This is a genomic window from Paenibacillus sp. JQZ6Y-1, from assembly GCF_040719145.1.
Taxonomy (GTDB): domain Bacteria; phylum Bacillota; class Bacilli; order Paenibacillales; family Paenibacillaceae; genus Saccharibacillus; species Saccharibacillus kandeliae.
Window position 1 is genome coordinate 352,142 of the sequence record NZ_JBFDUZ010000004.1, and the last position, 19,106, is coordinate 371,247.

Sequence of the window (19,106 nt, forward strand, 5' to 3'; positions counted from 1 at the left end):
CCATTCGTTATGCGCATAATCAGGAGATGTCCGGTAGGTGCATAGCGAACTTATTAAGGAGGTACTTGAGTGGTTCAGAAATGGCAACATTGGAATACTGCTTCTGCGAAATGGTTATGGATTCTTGTTATTATCGGTATGGTGGCTTCACTGCCGATTGCCTATAGCCGGATCGAAACCGAAAGCACGTCCAAACATGTGGAATTTGTATTAAATTATCGTGATCTGATTACTGTTGCGTCGTATCAGCCTCATCCCCAGGATTATATCAGGGAACAGCTGCAATTCATGAAAAATGCCGGTATTGGTTCGGTCGCTCTATACCAGAGTAATCTGAGCGAATTGCAATCGTCCGGTCGTCTGCATGTGTATAGTTCTGCGGATGTGGCTAATTTCCAAAATCAGGTGATTCCACTCAACGACAATTTTACATATGTCCAGTTCACCAGCAAAGAGAACGAGCAGACCTTGCGTCCAGTTCTTGAGCGGGTATTCGGTTCATTGTCTATTCCCATATCGTCTTGGTCCTATCAAGGACTGCCGGGCGTCGTAATTCAAACGTCTACGGATGATGCCGGCTTGAAGCCGCTCGATCCTGACCCGATTGCCATGAAAATGATGCACGATATGGGCTTCCAGATCGTACCGCGTCTGAATGATGCACTGCCGTACAATCAGCAAATGATGAGTGCGCTGATGGATCAATTTTCTGCATATGGCGTGAAAACAATTCTATTCGACGGAGCCAGTGTAACGGGCTTTAATGATGATATTGAGAAGAAAAGTATTACAGCGTTTGCCGATCTGCTCAAAAAGCATCATATCGCTATCGCTGCTATTGAGAATCTGAAAAAGCCACAGGATGGCTTTAGCAAACTGGCGTATTTGAACAACTACAATGTCGTTCGTCTATACTCGCTCAGTCAAGGCGATTCTCAGCTCGACCCGATTACGGTCGCTGATCGTTTCGTACTGGCAAGCAAAGACCGCAACATTCGCATGATGTATCTGAATCTGGCGGTATCGCGCGATACAACCAAAGCAGCTATGACAAACTCGATTGATAACATTATCCAGAGTTTGCAGGCGAAGGGTCATGCCATTCAGGATATTCAGAAAAATGGCTTTACAATCGCTCCAGCTGAAGCTCGCGATGTTAGCACCTTCCCGATGGAACGTGTTGTTAAGCTAATCGTGCTGATCGGTGCGATTGCTGCGATCTCATTACTGGTACACTATTTTGCACGTAAATGGGCATTAACTGTCTTTGCATTAGGTCTGATTGGTAGTGCAGGTCTGATCGTGATTCACAAATCGCTTTTGCTGGAACAAGGCGTTGCCCTATTGGCAGCGATTAGTATCCCAACCATTGCGATGATCTATGCCGTACGCAAAGTCGATCAGCTGTATGATGCACGTCATACACTGACCGTTGCAAAGCGTGTTGCACAGTCGGTTCTCTTATTCCTACGTACTTCGCTATGGTCGTTGACCGGAGCGCTATTCATTATCGGTCTACTGGATGATATTACGTATCAACTCGTCATCAATCAATTCCGTGGCGTCAGCCTGCTGCACTTTGCACCAATTGCGCTGACTGCGCTATATATTGCTTTTTATCGTGGTAATCAAGGATTTGGCTTCTCCGGTATCCGCAAGCTGCTGACGCGTCCGATTACACTCACATGGGTGATCGTGCTTGGAATCGTTGGTGTTGTCGGTATGTACTATCTGTCACGCACAGGTAATGCCGGAACCGTATCCCCACTGGAATTGCAATTCCGTAATGCACTGGAAGGGCTGTTCAATGTCCGTCCGCGTAACAAAGAATTTTTGATGGCGCATCCGCTGTTTATCGTTGGCGTCTTCATCGCTGCGAAATATCGTCAGGCAATTTATATTCTAATTATCGCTTCTATCGGTCAACTGTCGATGGTCGATACATTTGCCCATATTCACTCGCCAGTTCTGATTTCTCTGTCCCGTGGTCTACTAGGTATGGGACTGGGTCTGATCCTCGGTCTGGTAGCCATCGTTATCTGGCAATTCATCGAAAGGTGTTGGCGTAAATGGCTTCCAAATCTGTTCAAATCGTAATTTCCGGTTACTACGGTTTCGGGAACAGCGGCGATGAGGCAGTATTGAAGTCCATCCTGAATTCGCTGGCAGCACAGGAAGAGGCAGAAGGCATACGGATTATTCCCGTTGTTCTGTCCAATGATCCAGAATGGACCGCACGCATGTACAATGTGCGGTCTGTCCACCGGATGAAGCTTGCCGAGATTCGCCAACTAATGAAGGAAAGCGACGGCATGATCAGCGGAGGTGGCAGTCTGTTACAGGATTCCACTGGTCTGTTGACCATTCCGTATTACCTCGGTATTGTCCATATTGCGCAATGGGCGCGCAAGCCTGTGTTCATTTATGCGCAGGGCGTTGGTCCCGTACAGCGTCCCTTTTTCTTTACATGGATTCGTAACGTATTTCGCAAAAGTGTCTATATTTCTGTCCGTGATCAGGAATCTGCTGCCTTGCTGGGCAGAATGGGGATCGAAGCCGAGCGGGTCTCTGTTGTCGCCGATCCAGTTATGGGTCTAACGCTGCCAGAAACTGATGTTACCAAAGTAGATGATCATCTAGTCTCTCCGTCAACATCTGCAAAAGAAGAACATACATTACCGGTGATTGGTATTTCCGTTCGTTTTTGGGATAAGCAACGCCGCGAATTGGATGGCATTGCTGATGGGTTGAAAAAGCTCGCTAGTACTCGTCCAGTTCATCTACGTTTTCTACCTTTTCATCTGCCGGAAGACGAGCAAGCTTCTGCCTATGTAGTACAACGCATTGGCGATATAAGTAGCAATGGCAGTATAATAAGTACTGCGCAGCAAGTCACCGATCCCCAGCAAATGCTGGCGGAGGTCAATGACTGCGATTTGATCTTAGGCATGCGTCTGCACAGTCTGATCTATGCCGCTTCGTTGCAGGTTCCGCTACTGGGCATTTCCTATGATCCGAAGATCGACCAGTTTCTGAATCGTCTGCATATTCAACCAGCAGGTACCAGTACAGCTGTAAATAGCGATCAGCTGCAAGCCGAAATGGCAACTCTACTGGATCAACCGCAACAATGGAAAAACGAAAAAGCACCTTATATTCAGGCGCTCAAGCAGGATGCAGCTAGCCCTGCACAATTTATCGCTCATTATTTTTTGAAACAAAGGTGATCAAATATATGAATGCAACCCGTACCATCCCAACCGTTCCGATCTACGGATTGAACGTATCCAAACTGAATATGGACGACACTGTGCGCTATCTGGAAGAACGTATCGCCTTGCGCCAACCAAGCCAGATCATTACAGCTAATCCCATTATGATCATGACCGCGCTGGAACAGCCGAAATACATGAAAGTGATGAAGGAAGCCGAATTGCTTGTTCCCGACGGAGCAGGGCTAGTTTGGGCAGCATCTGCTTGCGGACAGCCGGTTGCCGAGCGTGTAGCCGGATTTGACCTGCTGCATCGCCTGATGGATGTAGGACAGAAGCATAGCTGGAAGGTCTATCTGCTTGGCTCTACCCCTGAAGTGATTCAGGCAACGGCGACCCGGTTACAAAGTTTATATCCGGGGATTGTAATCGCTGGTTATCGTGACGGGTTCTTCGGACCGGATCAGGATGCCGAGGTGATTGCTGCTATTCGCGAAGCGGCGCCTGATTTGCTGTTTGTGGCGCGTGGTGCGGATAATCAAGAGCCGTGGATCGGTGAACATAAGCAGCAGCTGAATGTGCCGGTTATGATGGGTGTGGGCGGAAGCTTCGATATTATTTCAGGCAAGTCCAAACGGGCTCCGGTAGCTTTTCAGAAATTACGTCTGGAATGGTTTTACCGGCTGATGAAAGAGCCTCACCGTTATAAACGGATGCTTGTGCTGCCCAAATTTGCCGTAAAAGTGCTTAAAGACAAGGAAAGTGTAACAAAAGCTCAATAAATACAGGATTATTTTGCACATTCCGCTGAAAAACCGTTAAAAAAAGCTTGGTGTTTAGATTCGAACGGGGTTATAATTGGCTCCGTGAGATAAATTGGGGGTCGAAAAGCAAAATGTTAATCGTTTGTATTCTTGGGTTTGTACTTGCGCTTGTGCTTGCGCTCGTTCTTACACCTCTCGTCAAAAAGTTTGCGGTTAAGATCGGAGCAGTGGACGTTCCCAATGCCCGCAAAGTACATACGCGCATTATGCCACGTATGGGCGGTCTGGGTATTTTTCTTGCATTTACTATCGCATTTTTGGCTGTACTGCCGTTTTTGCCTTTTGATCTTCCGGCGCGTGACGCCAACTTTATGAAGGCATTCTTTACTGCCGGCGCTATCATTATTCTGATTGGCGTACTGGATGACCGTTTCGAGCTTTCTGCTAAGGTGAAGCTGGGCGGACAACTGGCAGCTGCATGTATCGTTGTATTTGGATATGGAATTAGAGTCGACTTTTTAGATATTCCTTTTCAGGATAATTACTTCTCACTCGAAAATTGGATTTCGATTCCGTTGACCATATTTTGGATCGTCGGAGTTACTAACGCTATCAACTTGATTGATGGATTGGATGGACTGGCAGCCGGCGTATCAGCGATTGCCATCGGCAGCATCTTTACAATGTCGCTTATTATGGGCAACTATCCGGTAGCTGTATTGTGTGTACTGCTGCTGGGCGCGATTGTTGGATTCCTGTACTTTAATTTCCATCCTGCCAAAATCTTTATGGGAGATACCGGTTCCCTGTTCCTTGGATTCAGCTTGGCGATGCTGTCGCTGCTTGGATTCAAACAGATTGCTGTTGTATCATTCATTACACCGCTGATCATTATCGGCGTACCTTTGTCAGACACCTTCTTCGCTATCATTCGTCGCTGGGTACATAAGAAGCCGATCTTTGCACCGGATAAAGGGCACCTTCACCACTGTCTGCGTGAACTAGGCTTGAGCCATCGTCAAACAGTACTGCTGATTTACGGAATCGCTGCTTTCTTCGGCATTCTGGCGATCATTCAGTCGACAGCAGCGGTAAACGATGCCAACTGGGTTACCTTTGCCGTTATTTGTGTCATGATGTTCGTTATGCAGATTGGTGCTGAGCTAATCGGTCTGGTCGGTCAAACAAAACGTCCGTTGCTTGATCTGTTTGCCCGTTTACGAGTTAAGCCTGATCCGACTCGCGGTAGCAAACCGTAAGGCAATATCATTATCTACGATCCAACTCAAACGAATCATGCTTTGAAATGGATGGCAATGGTTACGAATCATCTGAGCAGATGGGTAACATTCAATCGATGATCGTATCCTATAATGACGGTGACATCAGCATCTCAAACTTCATAATAAGAGAAATCAAGGAAAGCCTCCGACACCTTTACTGGTCTCGGAGGCTTTTTTATATGTAAGGATGTGATACTTACTATAAACAAACTCTAATATAGAAGCAGAAAAATCGAGTTTCTTCTATTATATGTATTCCATTTTGGACACGAAAACGAAGAATGCTATTTAGAAGTAACTTCAACAGCAGTCTGGTCAGCCAGTTCAGCGATTCAGCGACTATCGCTCTAAATTTGTCCATATCGTAACATTTACACTCCTGTACATGAGAGGTTTTTTTTGTTAATTTCCTGATTTTATTAAAATCTGCGATACCATTGCCGATAAAAAGGGTAGACAGGTTAAGCCCGCAAAATAGAGTTGGAGCTGCGACCGGAATAAGAGGAGGAACATTATTTTGAAGAAAATACTATCGATGCTTATGGCGGTAGTCTTGCTGGCTGGTCTTTTGCCGCAGGGATTTGGTGGAAGCACAGCCCATGCAGCAACAGGAAGCTTTTTCATTTTCCCTAACGAAAGCTATGATCCTACTTCCCCACACGTTGTAGGGGATAGCAAGGTAACTATTACAGGTAGTTATAACAGCGTGAATGCAACAAGCATTCGTTATAGCGTAACGCGTATTTACAAAAACGGTAGTAGTTATGTAGAAGATACGACGAATCAAACGACCGGTTTGTCGAACTATACAACAAGCAACTCCAGTATTACTGTTACTGATATTCCTTTGTATGCCGGTCTGAATAAAGTAACCTTCTCCGGTGCAGCATCCGGTGGTGGCTCCAATGTATCGGAATCGATTTATTTTGAATATCATGATGGTCCAACGATTTACAATCTTTCCGCTTTGTTGGATGGCAATACAACAGCATTAAGCGAAGATTCACCAGCTATTCTGACTGCTTCTAAAAGCGGAACAAGCTTTGGTCAAGATACAGCGAGTATCTCTCTGACAGGTTTTGCTCCTAACGCAACAAAAGTAACTGTATCCGTAAATGGCGGTTCCAGCCGTACGGCAACAGTGTCCAGTTCTAATAATTATTCTTTTACTGTAGCACCACTGACGATCAACAGCGGTAAAAACACTTTGAGCATTCAAGCTTCTAATGGTACGCAAACACTCACAACTACTCGTGAAGTGACCTTCTACAACGGAAGCACTACTTTTTATGACACGTATGCTACAAACGGTAGCAACAAATCGACTGATCTGTCTAACTTCCCAGATTTCAGTATTGCACCTGAATCTGATGGTAAAGGTAAAGCAGGCGTAACAGGTAAAGTCGTTATTCCTTTGACAGATGGTAAAGTGCCGACACTGACTGATTACCTGACGTATACGTTGTCTGGTGGTGTATCCGCAACAGGAACGATCACACCAACACTCGTAGACAATACAACATCCTATATGACATTGTCATATACTATTCCAGATACAAGTGGCATTGCATTTGCACAGCAAGTCAATGTGAAATTGACAGCATCCGGTGGTACTATCACAAGTCCGGGTCTTGGTTTTACACTGCGTAATTCTACATCTCCGTATATTTACAAACTGAATTATCTGTCCGGCTACTCTGCATCTACTACGTCCAGTCAAGCACTGAGTATGACCGGAACTACACTAGATGGCGCTAATATCTTCTCACTGCCAACAGCAGTTGAAGTACTGGTTGCCAATGCAGACAACAGCACAACTGTAGATCTGACTGGAATTGTCGATTCTACTGGTAAGTCCGTAACAGCGGGCACATGGACAACAAGTCAGATTGCAACTTCTAGTACAGTTGTTAACGTCAACGGAACGCAACAAACAATGAAACGCTATCTGATTCAACTGAGTAAAATTCCGGTTACCGGAACTATGAAACTCACGTTTACAGCAACGAAAGGTTCGGAGACAAGTACGTCTTCGGCAACAGTTAATATTCTGTACGGACCTTATATCACGTACACTAAAGCTTATGATGGTCAAGTGGTAAGTTATGGACAAAATAACTCTGCCGTTAACCAAGAGGTTGTGGTTACGGGTCTGGATAGCTTCAAAGGTAAACTGCAAAACGTTGCAGATACCAGCACAATCAAGTACAGCGGAGATGGACAGACTGTATTCTTCTATATCAACAATACTCTTGTCCCACTGCAGCAAGTAAGTGGACAAGGCATTGAGAACTTCCAAGTTGTTAGCTATAGCGATGCATATAGCGCCATGTTCTCTGGTGAAAATACAATCAAGTTCGTCTTTAAATCGAGCACTACTTCGTATGAGAATACAATCAAAGTAAATCTGGTTCCAACAGATATTCCAGTTGTTCCGTATAACACAACACTAGGTATGTTCCCATTCACCTACTCCAGTGCGAATGATGCTGTACCGACAGCGAAGGACGCTACCAACTTCCCAATGAGTGGTTCCAACTACACAACCAAACAATCCAAATTCAATGTATATGGAACATTTGATTTTGTGGATCTTGGTAAAACAGCCTCTGCTGTAAGTGGTAACTTAAGTTCGATTAATACACCAACCAACTACAAATTGGTGATTTCCGATTCCACTGGTGCTACTGTAGCAACATGGACGTTGAACAACCAATTTGGCGCTATGCAAAGTGGTGTAGCCACATCGGATGCGTTCAACACATCCAAGGCTGCAGTAGATAGCTTGAGCGTATACTACGAATACAGCACACAGTCTTTTGCCTTTGTACTGCGTAATCGAAGCATGCCTACGGATGGCAGCCCAATTGTATACACATTTACCGTATACAACACTGGTGATGGCGGTCCAACTGCAACAGCTACAATGGAAATTGACCCCATTAGTGCAACGTACGACATTGTTCGTCCGCTGACAGCTCAAAAAACAACAAACAGCAACTTTATAGACGTTGTTATCAATTCCAAAAATGCATCAGCTGTAACGATCAATAAAGAAAAAGCTACAGTAGAACAACTGGATATGGATCATGATGGCAATCCTGAATTTGAATATGCTTACCATGTCCGTGTCAAGGATCTGAAAGCGAACAAAGAAACCAAGATTCCAATTACTGTAACGATTGGTGATAACACCACCAAAGATACCGTTACTGTAACTTATGTGCCTACCAATATTCCGGGTGCACAATATATGCAAGAAATGAAAAACTCGGCTAAAGTATTTAATGGCGATCTGCAACTGAAGTTCCCTGCAGGTACTAGTTTGATTCGCAGAGATGCTGATTCCACTGATGATTATAGTGGCGAAGTGCTTTCTGGCAACACATTGCTCTTTGCTATCGCTAACAGCAATGATGGTGTAGTAGAACGTTATGATATTGAAACTGCACCTGTAGGCGTGAAGGCTCTATTCAGTACCGTTGGTAAGCAATACTTTGTAACCAACTTTAACACACACTTTGTCAAAGCCAGTGATGTATACTGGATTGATCCAGGTGTTGCAGATGACTCCTCAACAACAGCTTATGATCCAATTACAGAAGGTCAAGACCCGTATCAACCAGCAACGTATACAAGCAACCCTGTAGCGAAAAGCTACTACCTGCGTGCTTCTGAAAACGAACTGGTGCCTTCGAAGCGTGGTACTATCACATTGTCTTATCTGTCCGATATGGCTGTAGATGCTGGTAAAACAGTAACAGTGTTGTACTTTGACCCTGAACTGAAGCAGTGGAGTAATATTGGTGGGGTTGTTAATGCCAGCAAACGTACGATCACTGTACCGTTTGACCGCTTTGGTTATTATGTAGTTGCGAAATTGAGCTATTCATACAACGATATCGTTCAGCACAGTTATGCACGTAACTATATGGAAGCTCTCTATTCCAAAGGAATTATGAAAGCAACCGATCCAGATACAGCTTTCGGTGCTAACCAATATATCACTCGCGGTGAGTTTGTAACTGCAATTGTTAAAGCTCTGGAAATCCCTTTAAACTACAATGGTACTAAGCACTTCATTGATGTGAGTACAAGCTTGAACTCTATCACAGATGATTCGCTGTATGATTTCCGTTATATTGAAACAGCTGCTCGTGCTGGCTTCGTACGTGGTACCCAGCCGCAAGTATTTAGCGCAGCTGATAATATCACACGTCAGGATGCTGCTGTCATCATCGCCAGCGCAACCAACCTGAAGCTGGAAACCGATAATACCAAAGTCGATGCAGGTCTGCAAAAGATCTTCAAAGACTATGCGTCTATTGACCGCTACGCTCGCGCGTCCGTATTAGCAGTAGCGAAAAAAGGATATATCAACGGTTCTGCTATTGACGCTACCGATACAACAAAAGGCTATAACTTTGAGCCAACAGCCAAAATGCTGCGTGCTGATACAGCTGCTATTCTTGCACGTGTCATGATTGGTCAAAAATTGCTGCCTAAGATGTCTTAAGGTTTATAGCTTCAAACGGATATTAACTTTTATCCATTCCACATTTAAAACCGTATCTCCGATTGCATTCGGAGGTACGGTTTTTATTATGTTTTAATATGTCTGAACAGGATGAGTTACATAAAGCTGAACTTTAAGCATGTAATGGATCATCGATAATAATATTAGAAAAAGGTAAGCAATGCGTACAAAGGAGAACGTACTTCCACAACAGTCACTATACTGGATTGGTCGTGTTACATAGATAGGCAATAACCTACTCAAAATATAAAACAGAGCAGTTTAGAAAGAAATCGAAATGATTTATCAAATCAGTCTCACTTTTTTAAAGAAATTCATATGAAGACAAATATCCCTCATCCCAGTCATATCAAGGAATTACAGGTGTTGTTGCGAAGAAAAGCAAAAGAATTTAGAAAAAAAGATAAAAAAGTTCTAAAACCTTGCAACCTTTTTGTAACTACCTGCGTCTATAATTTTGGAAACAGCGAGCAAGTTTGAAATATTCGCTGAGCCACCTGTTTAAAGAACAACAAACCTGTTTAGTACTAGTATAGTTAACAAAAAGTACTGCGGACTCAGGAGTATGAAGGCGAAATTGGTATTTCTTTTAAAAGTGTAGTATGATTGATAAGGTTCGGCAAAAAAAGTAAAACTTTTTTTGAAGACACTGCAACTTTTAAAGAAAACATGCGTCTACATATATGAACCTGATGAAACGACAGCAAACACATGCTGGCAGGTTGTTGAATGACAATGAACCCTAGTGGAACATTCAACAATTCCGATGTGAAAAAATGTCTTTACGGCATCATTGGCGCAATGTATAATACTTTTGGACACTGCGGTTTTTCGATTGACGAATGTTCCGGTTACGATTTTCTGTGATTTTGTCACAGATATCATCATAAAATGGGATTTGCTTGAACTCGGAAAGGGGGTGTAACGACTGATGAGTGACAAAATCCATAACAAACAAAAAAACAAAAAAAATGTTTATGATATTCAAGGAGGAGAACAAAAGGTTATGAAAAAGTCTACTAAAAAAGTAATTAACGTCGCAGCAAGCGCAGCTCTGCTGGCAGGCGTAGCTCCAGTTGCAGGTATCATTGCTCCATCGCAAGCACATGCAGCAGGTAGCTTTGATGTTTACAACGTTCCAACTCTGAGCACTAGCTCCCAACCGGGTGTTGCTCTGGGCCGCGTTAAAATCAACGTTGACCAACGTACTTTGAGTAATGCTGATCGTCAAACTCTGACTGTTACATTGCCACAAGGTTTTGAATTCCCAACTAATGCTCCTTTGACTGAAGGTACAGCTTCTGCTACTGCAAACACTTACGAACTGGTTAACGCTGGTGGCGGCGTAAGTATTGCTGTTAGCACAGTGAATTCTAGAACAGCTCAAATCTTCTTCAGTGGTTCTAACAATACTGATGATGCTGAACTGATTCTGAACCTGAACGAAATCAACGCTACTGGTCCTAGCAGCGGTGATGTTAACCTGAACTTCAGTGCTTCTACACAAAGCGGTCTGCCAACAGGTAACGTTAAAGTAGCTACTGTAGTATCTTCTGGTCAAGTAGCTCTGGAAGCTCGTGAAACAGATTCCAGTAGCGACAACTTCACATTCACACTGCGTGTGACTGAATCTGTAGCAGCTTCCCTGAAAAACGGTAACGCTGTAAAAATCAAACTTCCAACTGGTTTTGAGTGGGATGGTCGCGGTGCATTCACTAGCTTGTACGGCAACCTGACAGACAGTAACATTACCACTAACTTTGATGGTGATACACTGACTCTGGCATCTAACTCTCTGTCCACTACTGCTTCTTCCTTCGACCTGGATCTGAACTTCTCCGTTGAAGACGAAGATAAAGCTAAAGAAGGCGACATCACTGCAACTGTAAGTGGTAACTCTTCCGCTAACGTATCTTCTCTGGTTGTTGGTTCTTACGGTCAATACGGCGGTGGTGTAACTGTTGCATCCCCAACTACTGTAGTAGCTGGTCAAGATGAGCAACAACTGGGCGACATCGTTGTTAAAGAATCCGTAGCTGGATCTTTCATCGCTGGTCGTACAGTAACACTGCAACTGCCTGAGGGCGCTCGTTGGCAGTCTGTTTACGAAGATGGTGAAGATGCAACTGGTACAACTGGTTCTATCGACACTGCAAACGGTCTGACTCAACCAAACATCAACTACACTGGTACTGATGGTCGTACTCTGCGTATGACATTCCCAACACAAAACACTTCTAGCAACGCTGGTTCTATCACGTTGAAAGATGTTGAAGTAGCCGTGCAACCAGGATTCACTGGTGACCTGAATGTTGCTGTAGCTGGTAGCCAAGGTCTGACTGGTACTGTTAAAGTAGCAACAGCAGTATCTTCTGTATCTCTGTCCGCTACTAACGCAACTTACAACATTGCAATCGGTACTGACAATGCTTCCATTGGCGATCTGACTCTGAAAGAAGGCGCTGCTGGTGCCCTGACAGATGACGATAACGGTCAAGTAGAAATTCTGCTGCCAGCTGGTGTGACTTTCGGATCCACTCCGACAGTATCCGTAACTTCCGGTGACCTGACTATCCGTAACGTGTCCGTTGACACTTACAACAACAGCGGTACTCAAGGCGTTCTGCGCTTCTACGTTGATAGCGAAAGCACAACTGCAAGCACAGTAACAATCAGCGGTGTAAACCTGCGTATCGACCGTACTGTACCACAAGGCGATATCATCGCTAAAGTACAAGGCGATGCAGCAGCTAATACTGCTTACCACGGTGCTGGCGATGTAACTGATGTATGGCATGACAGCTACCGTTACGCAGCTCAAGCAGCTATCGCTACAATCGGTACTGCTCCAGCTGGAACTACTGACAACGCAGTAAAAGCTATCTACACAATCGGTAGCACTGCTTACACAGTAAACGGCGAAACTCGCACAGCTGAAGTTGCTCCTTACGTAGAAAACGGCCGCACTTACTTGCCAGTTCGTTACGTAGCAGAAGCTCTGGGTGTATCCCAAGCTAACATCCTGTTCGACAAAGCTACTTCCGTAGTTACCCTGCTCAAAGGTGACCGTACAGTTCAACTGAAACTGAACACTAACCAACTGACAATCAACGGTACTACAATCAACATGGATGTTAAAGCTGTAACTAAATCCAACCGTACTGTACTGCCTATCGCATGGGTTGGTAAAGCTCTGGATGCAGTTGTTCAATACGACGCAGCTTCCAAAACTGTAACAGTAAACAGCAAATAATATCTCTTGATATGATTGCTGCAATATAGAAGGTAGTCATACCTTCGCTGAGATACCTCGGAGTGGGAAACTGCTCCGGGGTATTTTTGTTTTCTATTATATGCAGGGAGGCTTTTAATATGAAAAAACGTTCCATCTGGCTGTTGGCGGTAGCAACAGTAGGTATTGGTATATGGGTAGGCAGTTCATTCACTACAGTAAGTAATGCAAGTAGTCAACTCGGTTCAGCGGATGATCCAGTTGTAACTAAAAGCTATGTCGATCAGCAAATTCAAAAAGCATTAGGTGGCACTCTGAATACAAATAATAGTAGTTCAAGTTCGAACTCCTCCAATACAAGCTCCTCTCATTCCAGTTCTTCCTCTAGTAGCAGCAGTTCTAATACGACAAATGGAAACAGTACAACGAGTAATAGTTCAAGTACACCAAGTACTTCTACTAGCCCAGTCAGTAATTCCAAAGTGTCCATCGTAGAATTACGACCAGGCAAAAAGTTAATTGCGGATGCAGGCACTCAGGTTATTGTGCGTACAGGTAAAGCGATAGTGTATAGTGATGCTCCTAACGGAATTATTGATATTACGAGCGGCACAGAAGTAGGCGGTTCGCAGGTTATAAGTAATAACCATCTGTTATTATTCCCTCGCGATGGACGTGGAGTCACTGTGGATGCAGCAGCTAGTTATAATGCTACGGTTATGGTGATCGGCAGCTACGGGGTACAATAAACTGGATTGTATTGCTGCCTAGGAAATACCAGAACTTTCAAAAAAGTTGTATAAATATTATCTTTGCAGTATATGTAGGTCATGAGATATGTCCAGTCTAGATTCAATATCTTTTGATAATTATTCAGTATCTTTTCGTTATTCAAAATGTGTAGTCAATGCTTGACGCTATTCTAAGCTTTCTAACCAAAACTACAATGATAGTTATGATTATATGGTTTCATTGTTATTTCTATACATGCTTTACATGGGGAGCATTTCAGAATTCAATGGTTGTATTGTGTATTCCTTTATAATAAATTGGAAGACCTTAATACAATAAAAAAGATTATTACATTGAAGTCACATCTACAACAAAATGTTACTTCGATTAAAACCTTTAATTCCGACTGGAATTTACGTCTTAATTGGTTTGACACTTATTACTAAATGGGTTATCATGACCTGTGAGGCTTGTAAGTAACCTTTTCCGGTTGGAAAGGGTTCATTTTTTGTGTGGGAACGCTCTGCTGGGATGCTGGGGATTTTGCACAATGCGCTCACCTTAATATCCATATGGGAGGTTGAAACTGTTGTCCACGATTAAAAAACATTTATTCACATCAGAGTCTGTAACAGAAGGACATCCTGATAAAATTTGTGACCAAATTTCGGATGCTGTACTGGATGCTTTTTTGGAAAACGATCCAAATGCGCGTGTTGCGTGTGAAGTGTCTGTTGCCACAGGTCTGGTTCTTGTTATCGGTGAAATCAGCAGCAAATCGGAATATGTTGATATTCCGGCAATTGTGCGTAACACCATAAAAGAAATTGGCTATACACGTGCCAAGTACGGTTTCGATTACAATACATGTGCAGTACTGACTTCCCTGAATGAACAATCTGCCGATATTGCTCAAGGCGTCAACTCCGCGCTGGAAACACGCGATCCAGAGCAGCTGAAGCTTGAAACTGAAAATATTGGTGCTGGTGACCAAGGTCTGATGTTTGGTTTTGCTACCAATGAGACACCTGAACTGATGCCATTACCGATCGCATTGTCGCATCGTATCGCACGTCGTTTGTCTGAAGTACGTAAAGATGGTACTTTGAATTACCTGCGTCCTGATGGTAAAACGCAAGTAACCGTGGAATACCAAGACAATAAACCGGTTCGTGTTGACGCTATTGTTGTTTCGACACAGCACGCAGAAGATACAACGCTGCAACAAATTCAAGAAGACATCCGCAAACATGTTATTTTGCCGGTTGTTCCTGCTGAATTGCTGGATGACGAGACCAAATATTTCATCAACCCAACAGGTCGTTTTGTTATCGGTGGTCCTCAAGGAGACGCTGGGCTGACTGGTCGTAAAATTATTGTGGATACATATGGCGGTTATGCACGTCATGGCGGTGGTGCTTTCTCCGGTAAAGATCCTACAAAAGTGGACCGCTCTGCCGCTTATGCAGCTCGTTACGTTGCGAAAAATATTATCGCTGCAGGTCTGGCTGATAAATGCGAGATTCAACTGGCATATGCTATTGGTGTCGCTAATCCGGTTTCCATCAATGTGGATACGTATGGCACAGGTAAAGTAGCTGAAGATAAACTGGTGGAGCTGATCCGCAAGCATTTCGATCTTCGTCCAACAGGTATCATCCGCATGCTGGATCTGCGCCGTCCGATTTATCGTCAAACGGCTGCCTATGGTCATTTTGGTCGTACAGACGTTGATCTGCCATGGGAACGCGTAGACAAAGCAGAACTGTTGAGATCTGAAGCAGGTCTGTAACAACGAATATCTATTCATGATTTGGTATAGAGTGAAATAGATATGGTTTAGAAGTGAATGAGTGGTCGTTTGCTTATTGATCATACTTCGCTTAGATAGAGAAGGATACGGATTTCGTGTAGAATGGAGTGCAATATTGTACTGATGTTCTCATGATCTTATCGTTATGAAATTACAAACGTAACACCCCGATACAAAAGCCGCCAGTTACTATACTGGGCGGCTTTTGCTGTATGATTATATTCAATATACTGTTATTTTTAGGAGAGTGTATTGGATGTTTACTTTCTTTTTGCATTATTTTGCATACATATACCTTTTGTCTATCATTTCATTTTGCAGAAAGATTGTAAATCTCAGTTGATTTATAATGTCCAATCGAATGGGAGCCTTATAAATAGAGCTTCTGAAATAAGGGGCAATGTACTATACTACAACTAGCGTGTGCTGTATTTATTAGAATACTGCCTGAATGAAGATCAAAAATAGAAACAGTATTCTTTTGCAGAATTCCTACAAAGAGCGTAACTTTTTGGCTGTAATGAAGTCTAACTGTAGAAGGCTTTTTAAGGACGTATATCGGAACATAGATATGCTTGAAAAGTACAGGTGATCAGGTGAACTGATAAAGATAAGTAGGTATAGTCATTTGTAAGAAGGAATGGAAATGTAGTGGTATGAGTGCTTTAGAGCAGTTCGTTTTGTAGAGAAACAGATACCGTTGGAGGGTGACAGTTCTTACTTATTTAAGAAGCGATGGGCTGTGCTTCATCTACTCATTCTCTGTATATGAATAGGGATCTATCGCATACTTTATGGGCTACTGGCAATTTTAAGAGATAGGGGCGTTTGAATTGATGACTGGCAAAACAAAAACAATGCGCAAATGGATTGCCTTGACGATTGCAGGCACGCTTTGGATTCAACCTGTAGTAGAGTTGGGCATTCCGACAGGCTCATTGTTATCGACACATACTGCAAATGCGGCTGCAACGACTAAGCTGGACGAAAGCAATATTACGTCGGGAGCCAAATTGCTGCAATACCGCTACCAAACGAGCCGCTCCGGTAAAACGGTGAATATTTTGGCTGATGTGGTACAGGTAGATTTGCAAAATCCATACGTGAATTTGAATGTAATGACGGGTAAAGATGGCAAGTTCACGACTCGTCAATCGGTTGAGGGTATGGCGCATGAAACAGGCGCAGTCGCGGGCGTCAACGGTGACTATTTCAATACAAGCGCAGAAGGCGTACCTATGGGTGCACAGGTATCCAACGGCGTTTTGATGTCTAGCCCGTCGCAGCTTAGCGGTATGTACGCCTTTGGGGTGACCAAAAGTGGCACACCGATGATTGAGCAATTTAATTTCACTGGTAAAGTAACAGCCGAAGATGGTTCGACATTTGATCTGGCAGGCATTAACCAAGCTTCGTATATGACAGAACCAGACAAAACGTACAGCCATACGAACAAATTGTACATTTATACCGATGCTTGGAAAGCAGTGGAACGTCCTGCGAACAGCTCTACTACACCTACCGAAGTACTCGTACAGAATGGTGTGATCAAGCAGATTTCGTTGAATAAAGGCATTAATCAGACGGTTCCAGCAGGCGCTTATATTTTGCGTGCGCATGGTACAGCAGCCAAATTTGTGCAGCAGCATCTGGCTGTTGGACAAAAAGTAACAGCTGATTATGCACTGCAGGTCAAATCAACGGGCAAAATGGTAAATCCGTCTGATCTGGAAGTAATGATCGGTGGACATACAATTCTGGTTGACCAAGGGAAAGCAACTTCCTTCTCGCGCAGTGTATCATCCCTTGGCGGTAACCGTGCGCGTACAGCGGTAGGTTATTCTCAGGATGGACGTTATGCGTACATTATCGCTGTGGAGGACAATAATAACAGTGCAGGGATGTCGCTGTATGAACTGCAATCGTTTATGACTTCCATCGGGGTGTGGAAAGGTCTGAATCTAGATGGTGGCGGCTCGACGACATTGGTAACTCGTCCATTGGGTGAAGATCAGGCAGATCTCACGTTTGAAACAGAATACGGTGGTACAACACAGCGTAGCGTGGTTAATGGTCTAGGCGTGTATACAACTGCGCCACAAGGCAGCGTTAAAGGGTTTAGTATTAGCGGTCCTAAACAGCTTCTGCTCGGTCAGACAGCCACCTACAGCGCTAAAGGCTATGATACGTACTACAATCCGATCAAAAATGATGCCATCAAGCCAACATGGAAAGCAGGCAATGGCAACATCAAATGGACGGGCAGTCAATTCCAAGCGTTGAAATCGGGTACAGCTAAAGTGGTTGCTACCAGCAATGGAATCAGCACTAGCATGAATGTAGAGGTTGTAGGAGCAGAGGCTATTCAAAGTCTGACCCCAGCAACGAAAACGGCGAGTCTGAAAGCAGGTACGACTCTTTCCGTCCCTGTAAACGCAACGCTGAAAAATGGCTCTAGTCTGACCATCGCTCCAGAAATGTTGAACTGGGAGTTTGTTGGCTTTAAAGGAACCGTCAAAGGTGACCAGCTGACAATCAATTCGGTCAACAGTGGTACCGATGTTGGCTATGCGATCGCGCGTTATGATGGATTCAGTACGATGATCGTATTGTCCAGTGGTGGTGCTTCCAGCAGCACATGGGAGGATTTTGAAAATACGAATTATGGTATTAGCTTCCTCGGTAATCCAAGTGCAGTAACCGGATCGGCAACTGTCACACAGGGGGCTGATGATCATTCCAATTCCAAAGTACTGCAATTGAATTACGATATGACCGCAGGAACCGGTAAAAAATATGCGTATGCACAATTGAACGGTACGTCTGGTAAAGCACTGACTGCTGGGTCTACAGCGATGTCTGTTGATGTGTACGGCGATCAGAGCTATAACTGGCTGCGCGGTGAAGTGACCGATGCTAATGGTAAAACAGTTTACATTGATCTGGCGAAAAGTATCAATTGGAAGGGTTGGAAAACACTAAATCTGGATCTGTCTGGATTGAATATTGCCTACCCAGCCAAACTGAAACGCTTCTATGTCGTGAATGTAGAGGAAGGACAGGATGAGCGTGCTGCAACTGGTATGATTCAGCTGGATAACATCAAGCTGACCGGAACGACGCAAGCACCAAGCTACACGAATCCAACCGGTTCGCTGGCAATGACTGTTGGCAAAAAGACGGCGACCCTGAACGGTACATCCCAATCGATCGATGCGGCTCCAATGCTGAAGGACAATGCCACTTACATTCCAGTCAAATATATTATTGATGCGTTTGGTGGTCAGGCAAATTGGAATCAAAGCAGCCAGCGAGTGACGATTTTGCGCTCTGGGCAGCTGATGGATTTGACGGTTGGCGATAAGGCTTATGTGCTGAATGGCAAGCGTCAAAGCTCATCTGTTGCACCTGTTGTAGTTTCAGGCAGGACTTTAGTCCCTCTTAGACTCGTGTCAGAACAGCTCGGATTAAACGTAAAATGGGATCAAACAACCAAGACGATTACTATCCAATCATGATAAGTTATAATATGA

At 44.0% G+C, this 19,106-nt stretch carries 9 protein-coding genes; all 9 read left to right on the forward strand.

The window, feature by feature from the left end; translation table 11 throughout:
• Nucleotides 1–69: 69 nt before the first annotated feature.
• The 9 genes from ABXR35_RS20005 (at nt 70) to ABXR35_RS20045 (ending at nt 19,091) form a co-directional block, all read left to right on the forward strand.
• Nucleotides 70–2,097 (forward strand): DUF5693 family protein, encoded by a 2,028-nt coding sequence (locus tag ABXR35_RS20005; RefSeq protein ID WP_367063810.1) that lies wholly within the window; start codon nt 70–72, stop codon nt 2,095–2,097.
• On the forward strand, nt 2,070–3,227 hold the full coding sequence (gene csaB / locus ABXR35_RS20010) for a polysaccharide pyruvyl transferase CsaB (protein ID WP_367063811.1): 1,158 nt from the start codon (nt 2,070–2,072) through the stop codon (nt 3,225–3,227). The genes ABXR35_RS20005 and csaB overlap by 28 nt, the downstream gene beginning before the upstream one ends.
• Before the next feature lie 8 nt (nt 3,228–3,235).
• Nucleotides 3,236–3,994: a WecB/TagA/CpsF family glycosyltransferase gene (locus ABXR35_RS20015; protein ID WP_367063812.1), complete on the forward strand. Its 759-nt coding sequence runs from the start codon at nt 3,236–3,238 to the stop codon at nt 3,992–3,994.
• A 113-nt stretch (nt 3,995–4,107) separates the two neighbouring features.
• Entirely contained in the window at nt 4,108–5,235 is a 1,128-nt protein-coding gene (locus ABXR35_RS20020) for an MraY family glycosyltransferase (protein ID WP_367063813.1), read from the forward strand.
• Nucleotides 5,236–5,776: 541 nt separating this feature from the next.
• On the forward strand, nt 5,777–9,775 hold the full coding sequence (locus ABXR35_RS20025; RefSeq protein ID WP_367063814.1) for an S-layer homology domain-containing protein: 3,999 nt from the start codon (nt 5,777–5,779) through the stop codon (nt 9,773–9,775).
• Between the two features lie 1,027 nt (nt 9,776–10,802).
• The gene (locus ABXR35_RS20030; protein ID WP_367063815.1) at nt 10,803–13,049 is read left to right on the forward strand and encodes a stalk domain-containing protein; all 2,247 of its coding nucleotides are present in this window, start codon (nt 10,803–10,805) and stop codon (nt 13,047–13,049) included.
• Between the two features lie 119 nt (nt 13,050–13,168).
• On the forward strand, nt 13,169–13,777 hold the full coding sequence (locus ABXR35_RS20035) for a hypothetical protein (RefSeq protein WP_367063816.1): 609 nt from the start codon (nt 13,169–13,171) through the stop codon (nt 13,775–13,777).
• 572 nt (nt 13,778–14,349) lie between these two features.
• Nucleotides 14,350–15,552, forward strand: coding sequence for a methionine adenosyltransferase (gene metK / locus ABXR35_RS20040; protein WP_367063817.1), 1,203 nt, complete (start codon nt 14,350–14,352; stop codon nt 15,550–15,552).
• An 857-nt stretch (nt 15,553–16,409) separates the two neighbouring features.
• On the forward strand, nt 16,410–19,091 hold the full coding sequence (locus ABXR35_RS20045; RefSeq protein WP_367063818.1) for a stalk domain-containing protein: 2,682 nt from the start codon (nt 16,410–16,412) through the stop codon (nt 19,089–19,091).
• The last annotated feature ends 15 nt before the right edge of the window (nt 19,092–19,106 follow it).

Coding starts and splice junctions, on each gene's coding strand:
- ABXR35_RS20020 (WP_367063813.1), top strand. CDS start 4,108: ATGTTAATCGTTTGTATTCTTGGGTTTGTACTTGCGCTTGTGCTTGCG.
- ABXR35_RS20045 (WP_367063818.1), top strand. CDS start 16,410: ATGACTGGCAAAACAAAAACAATGCGCAAATGGATTGCCTTGACGATT.
- csaB (WP_367063811.1), top strand. CDS start 2,070: ATGGCTTCCAAATCTGTTCAAATCGTAATTTCCGGTTACTACGGTTTC.
- ABXR35_RS20030 (WP_367063815.1), top strand. CDS start 10,803: ATGAAAAAGTCTACTAAAAAAGTAATTAACGTCGCAGCAAGCGCAGCT.
- ABXR35_RS20015 (WP_367063812.1), top strand. CDS start 3,236: ATGAATGCAACCCGTACCATCCCAACCGTTCCGATCTACGGATTGAAC.
- ABXR35_RS20035 (WP_367063816.1), top strand. CDS start 13,169: ATGAAAAAACGTTCCATCTGGCTGTTGGCGGTAGCAACAGTAGGTATT.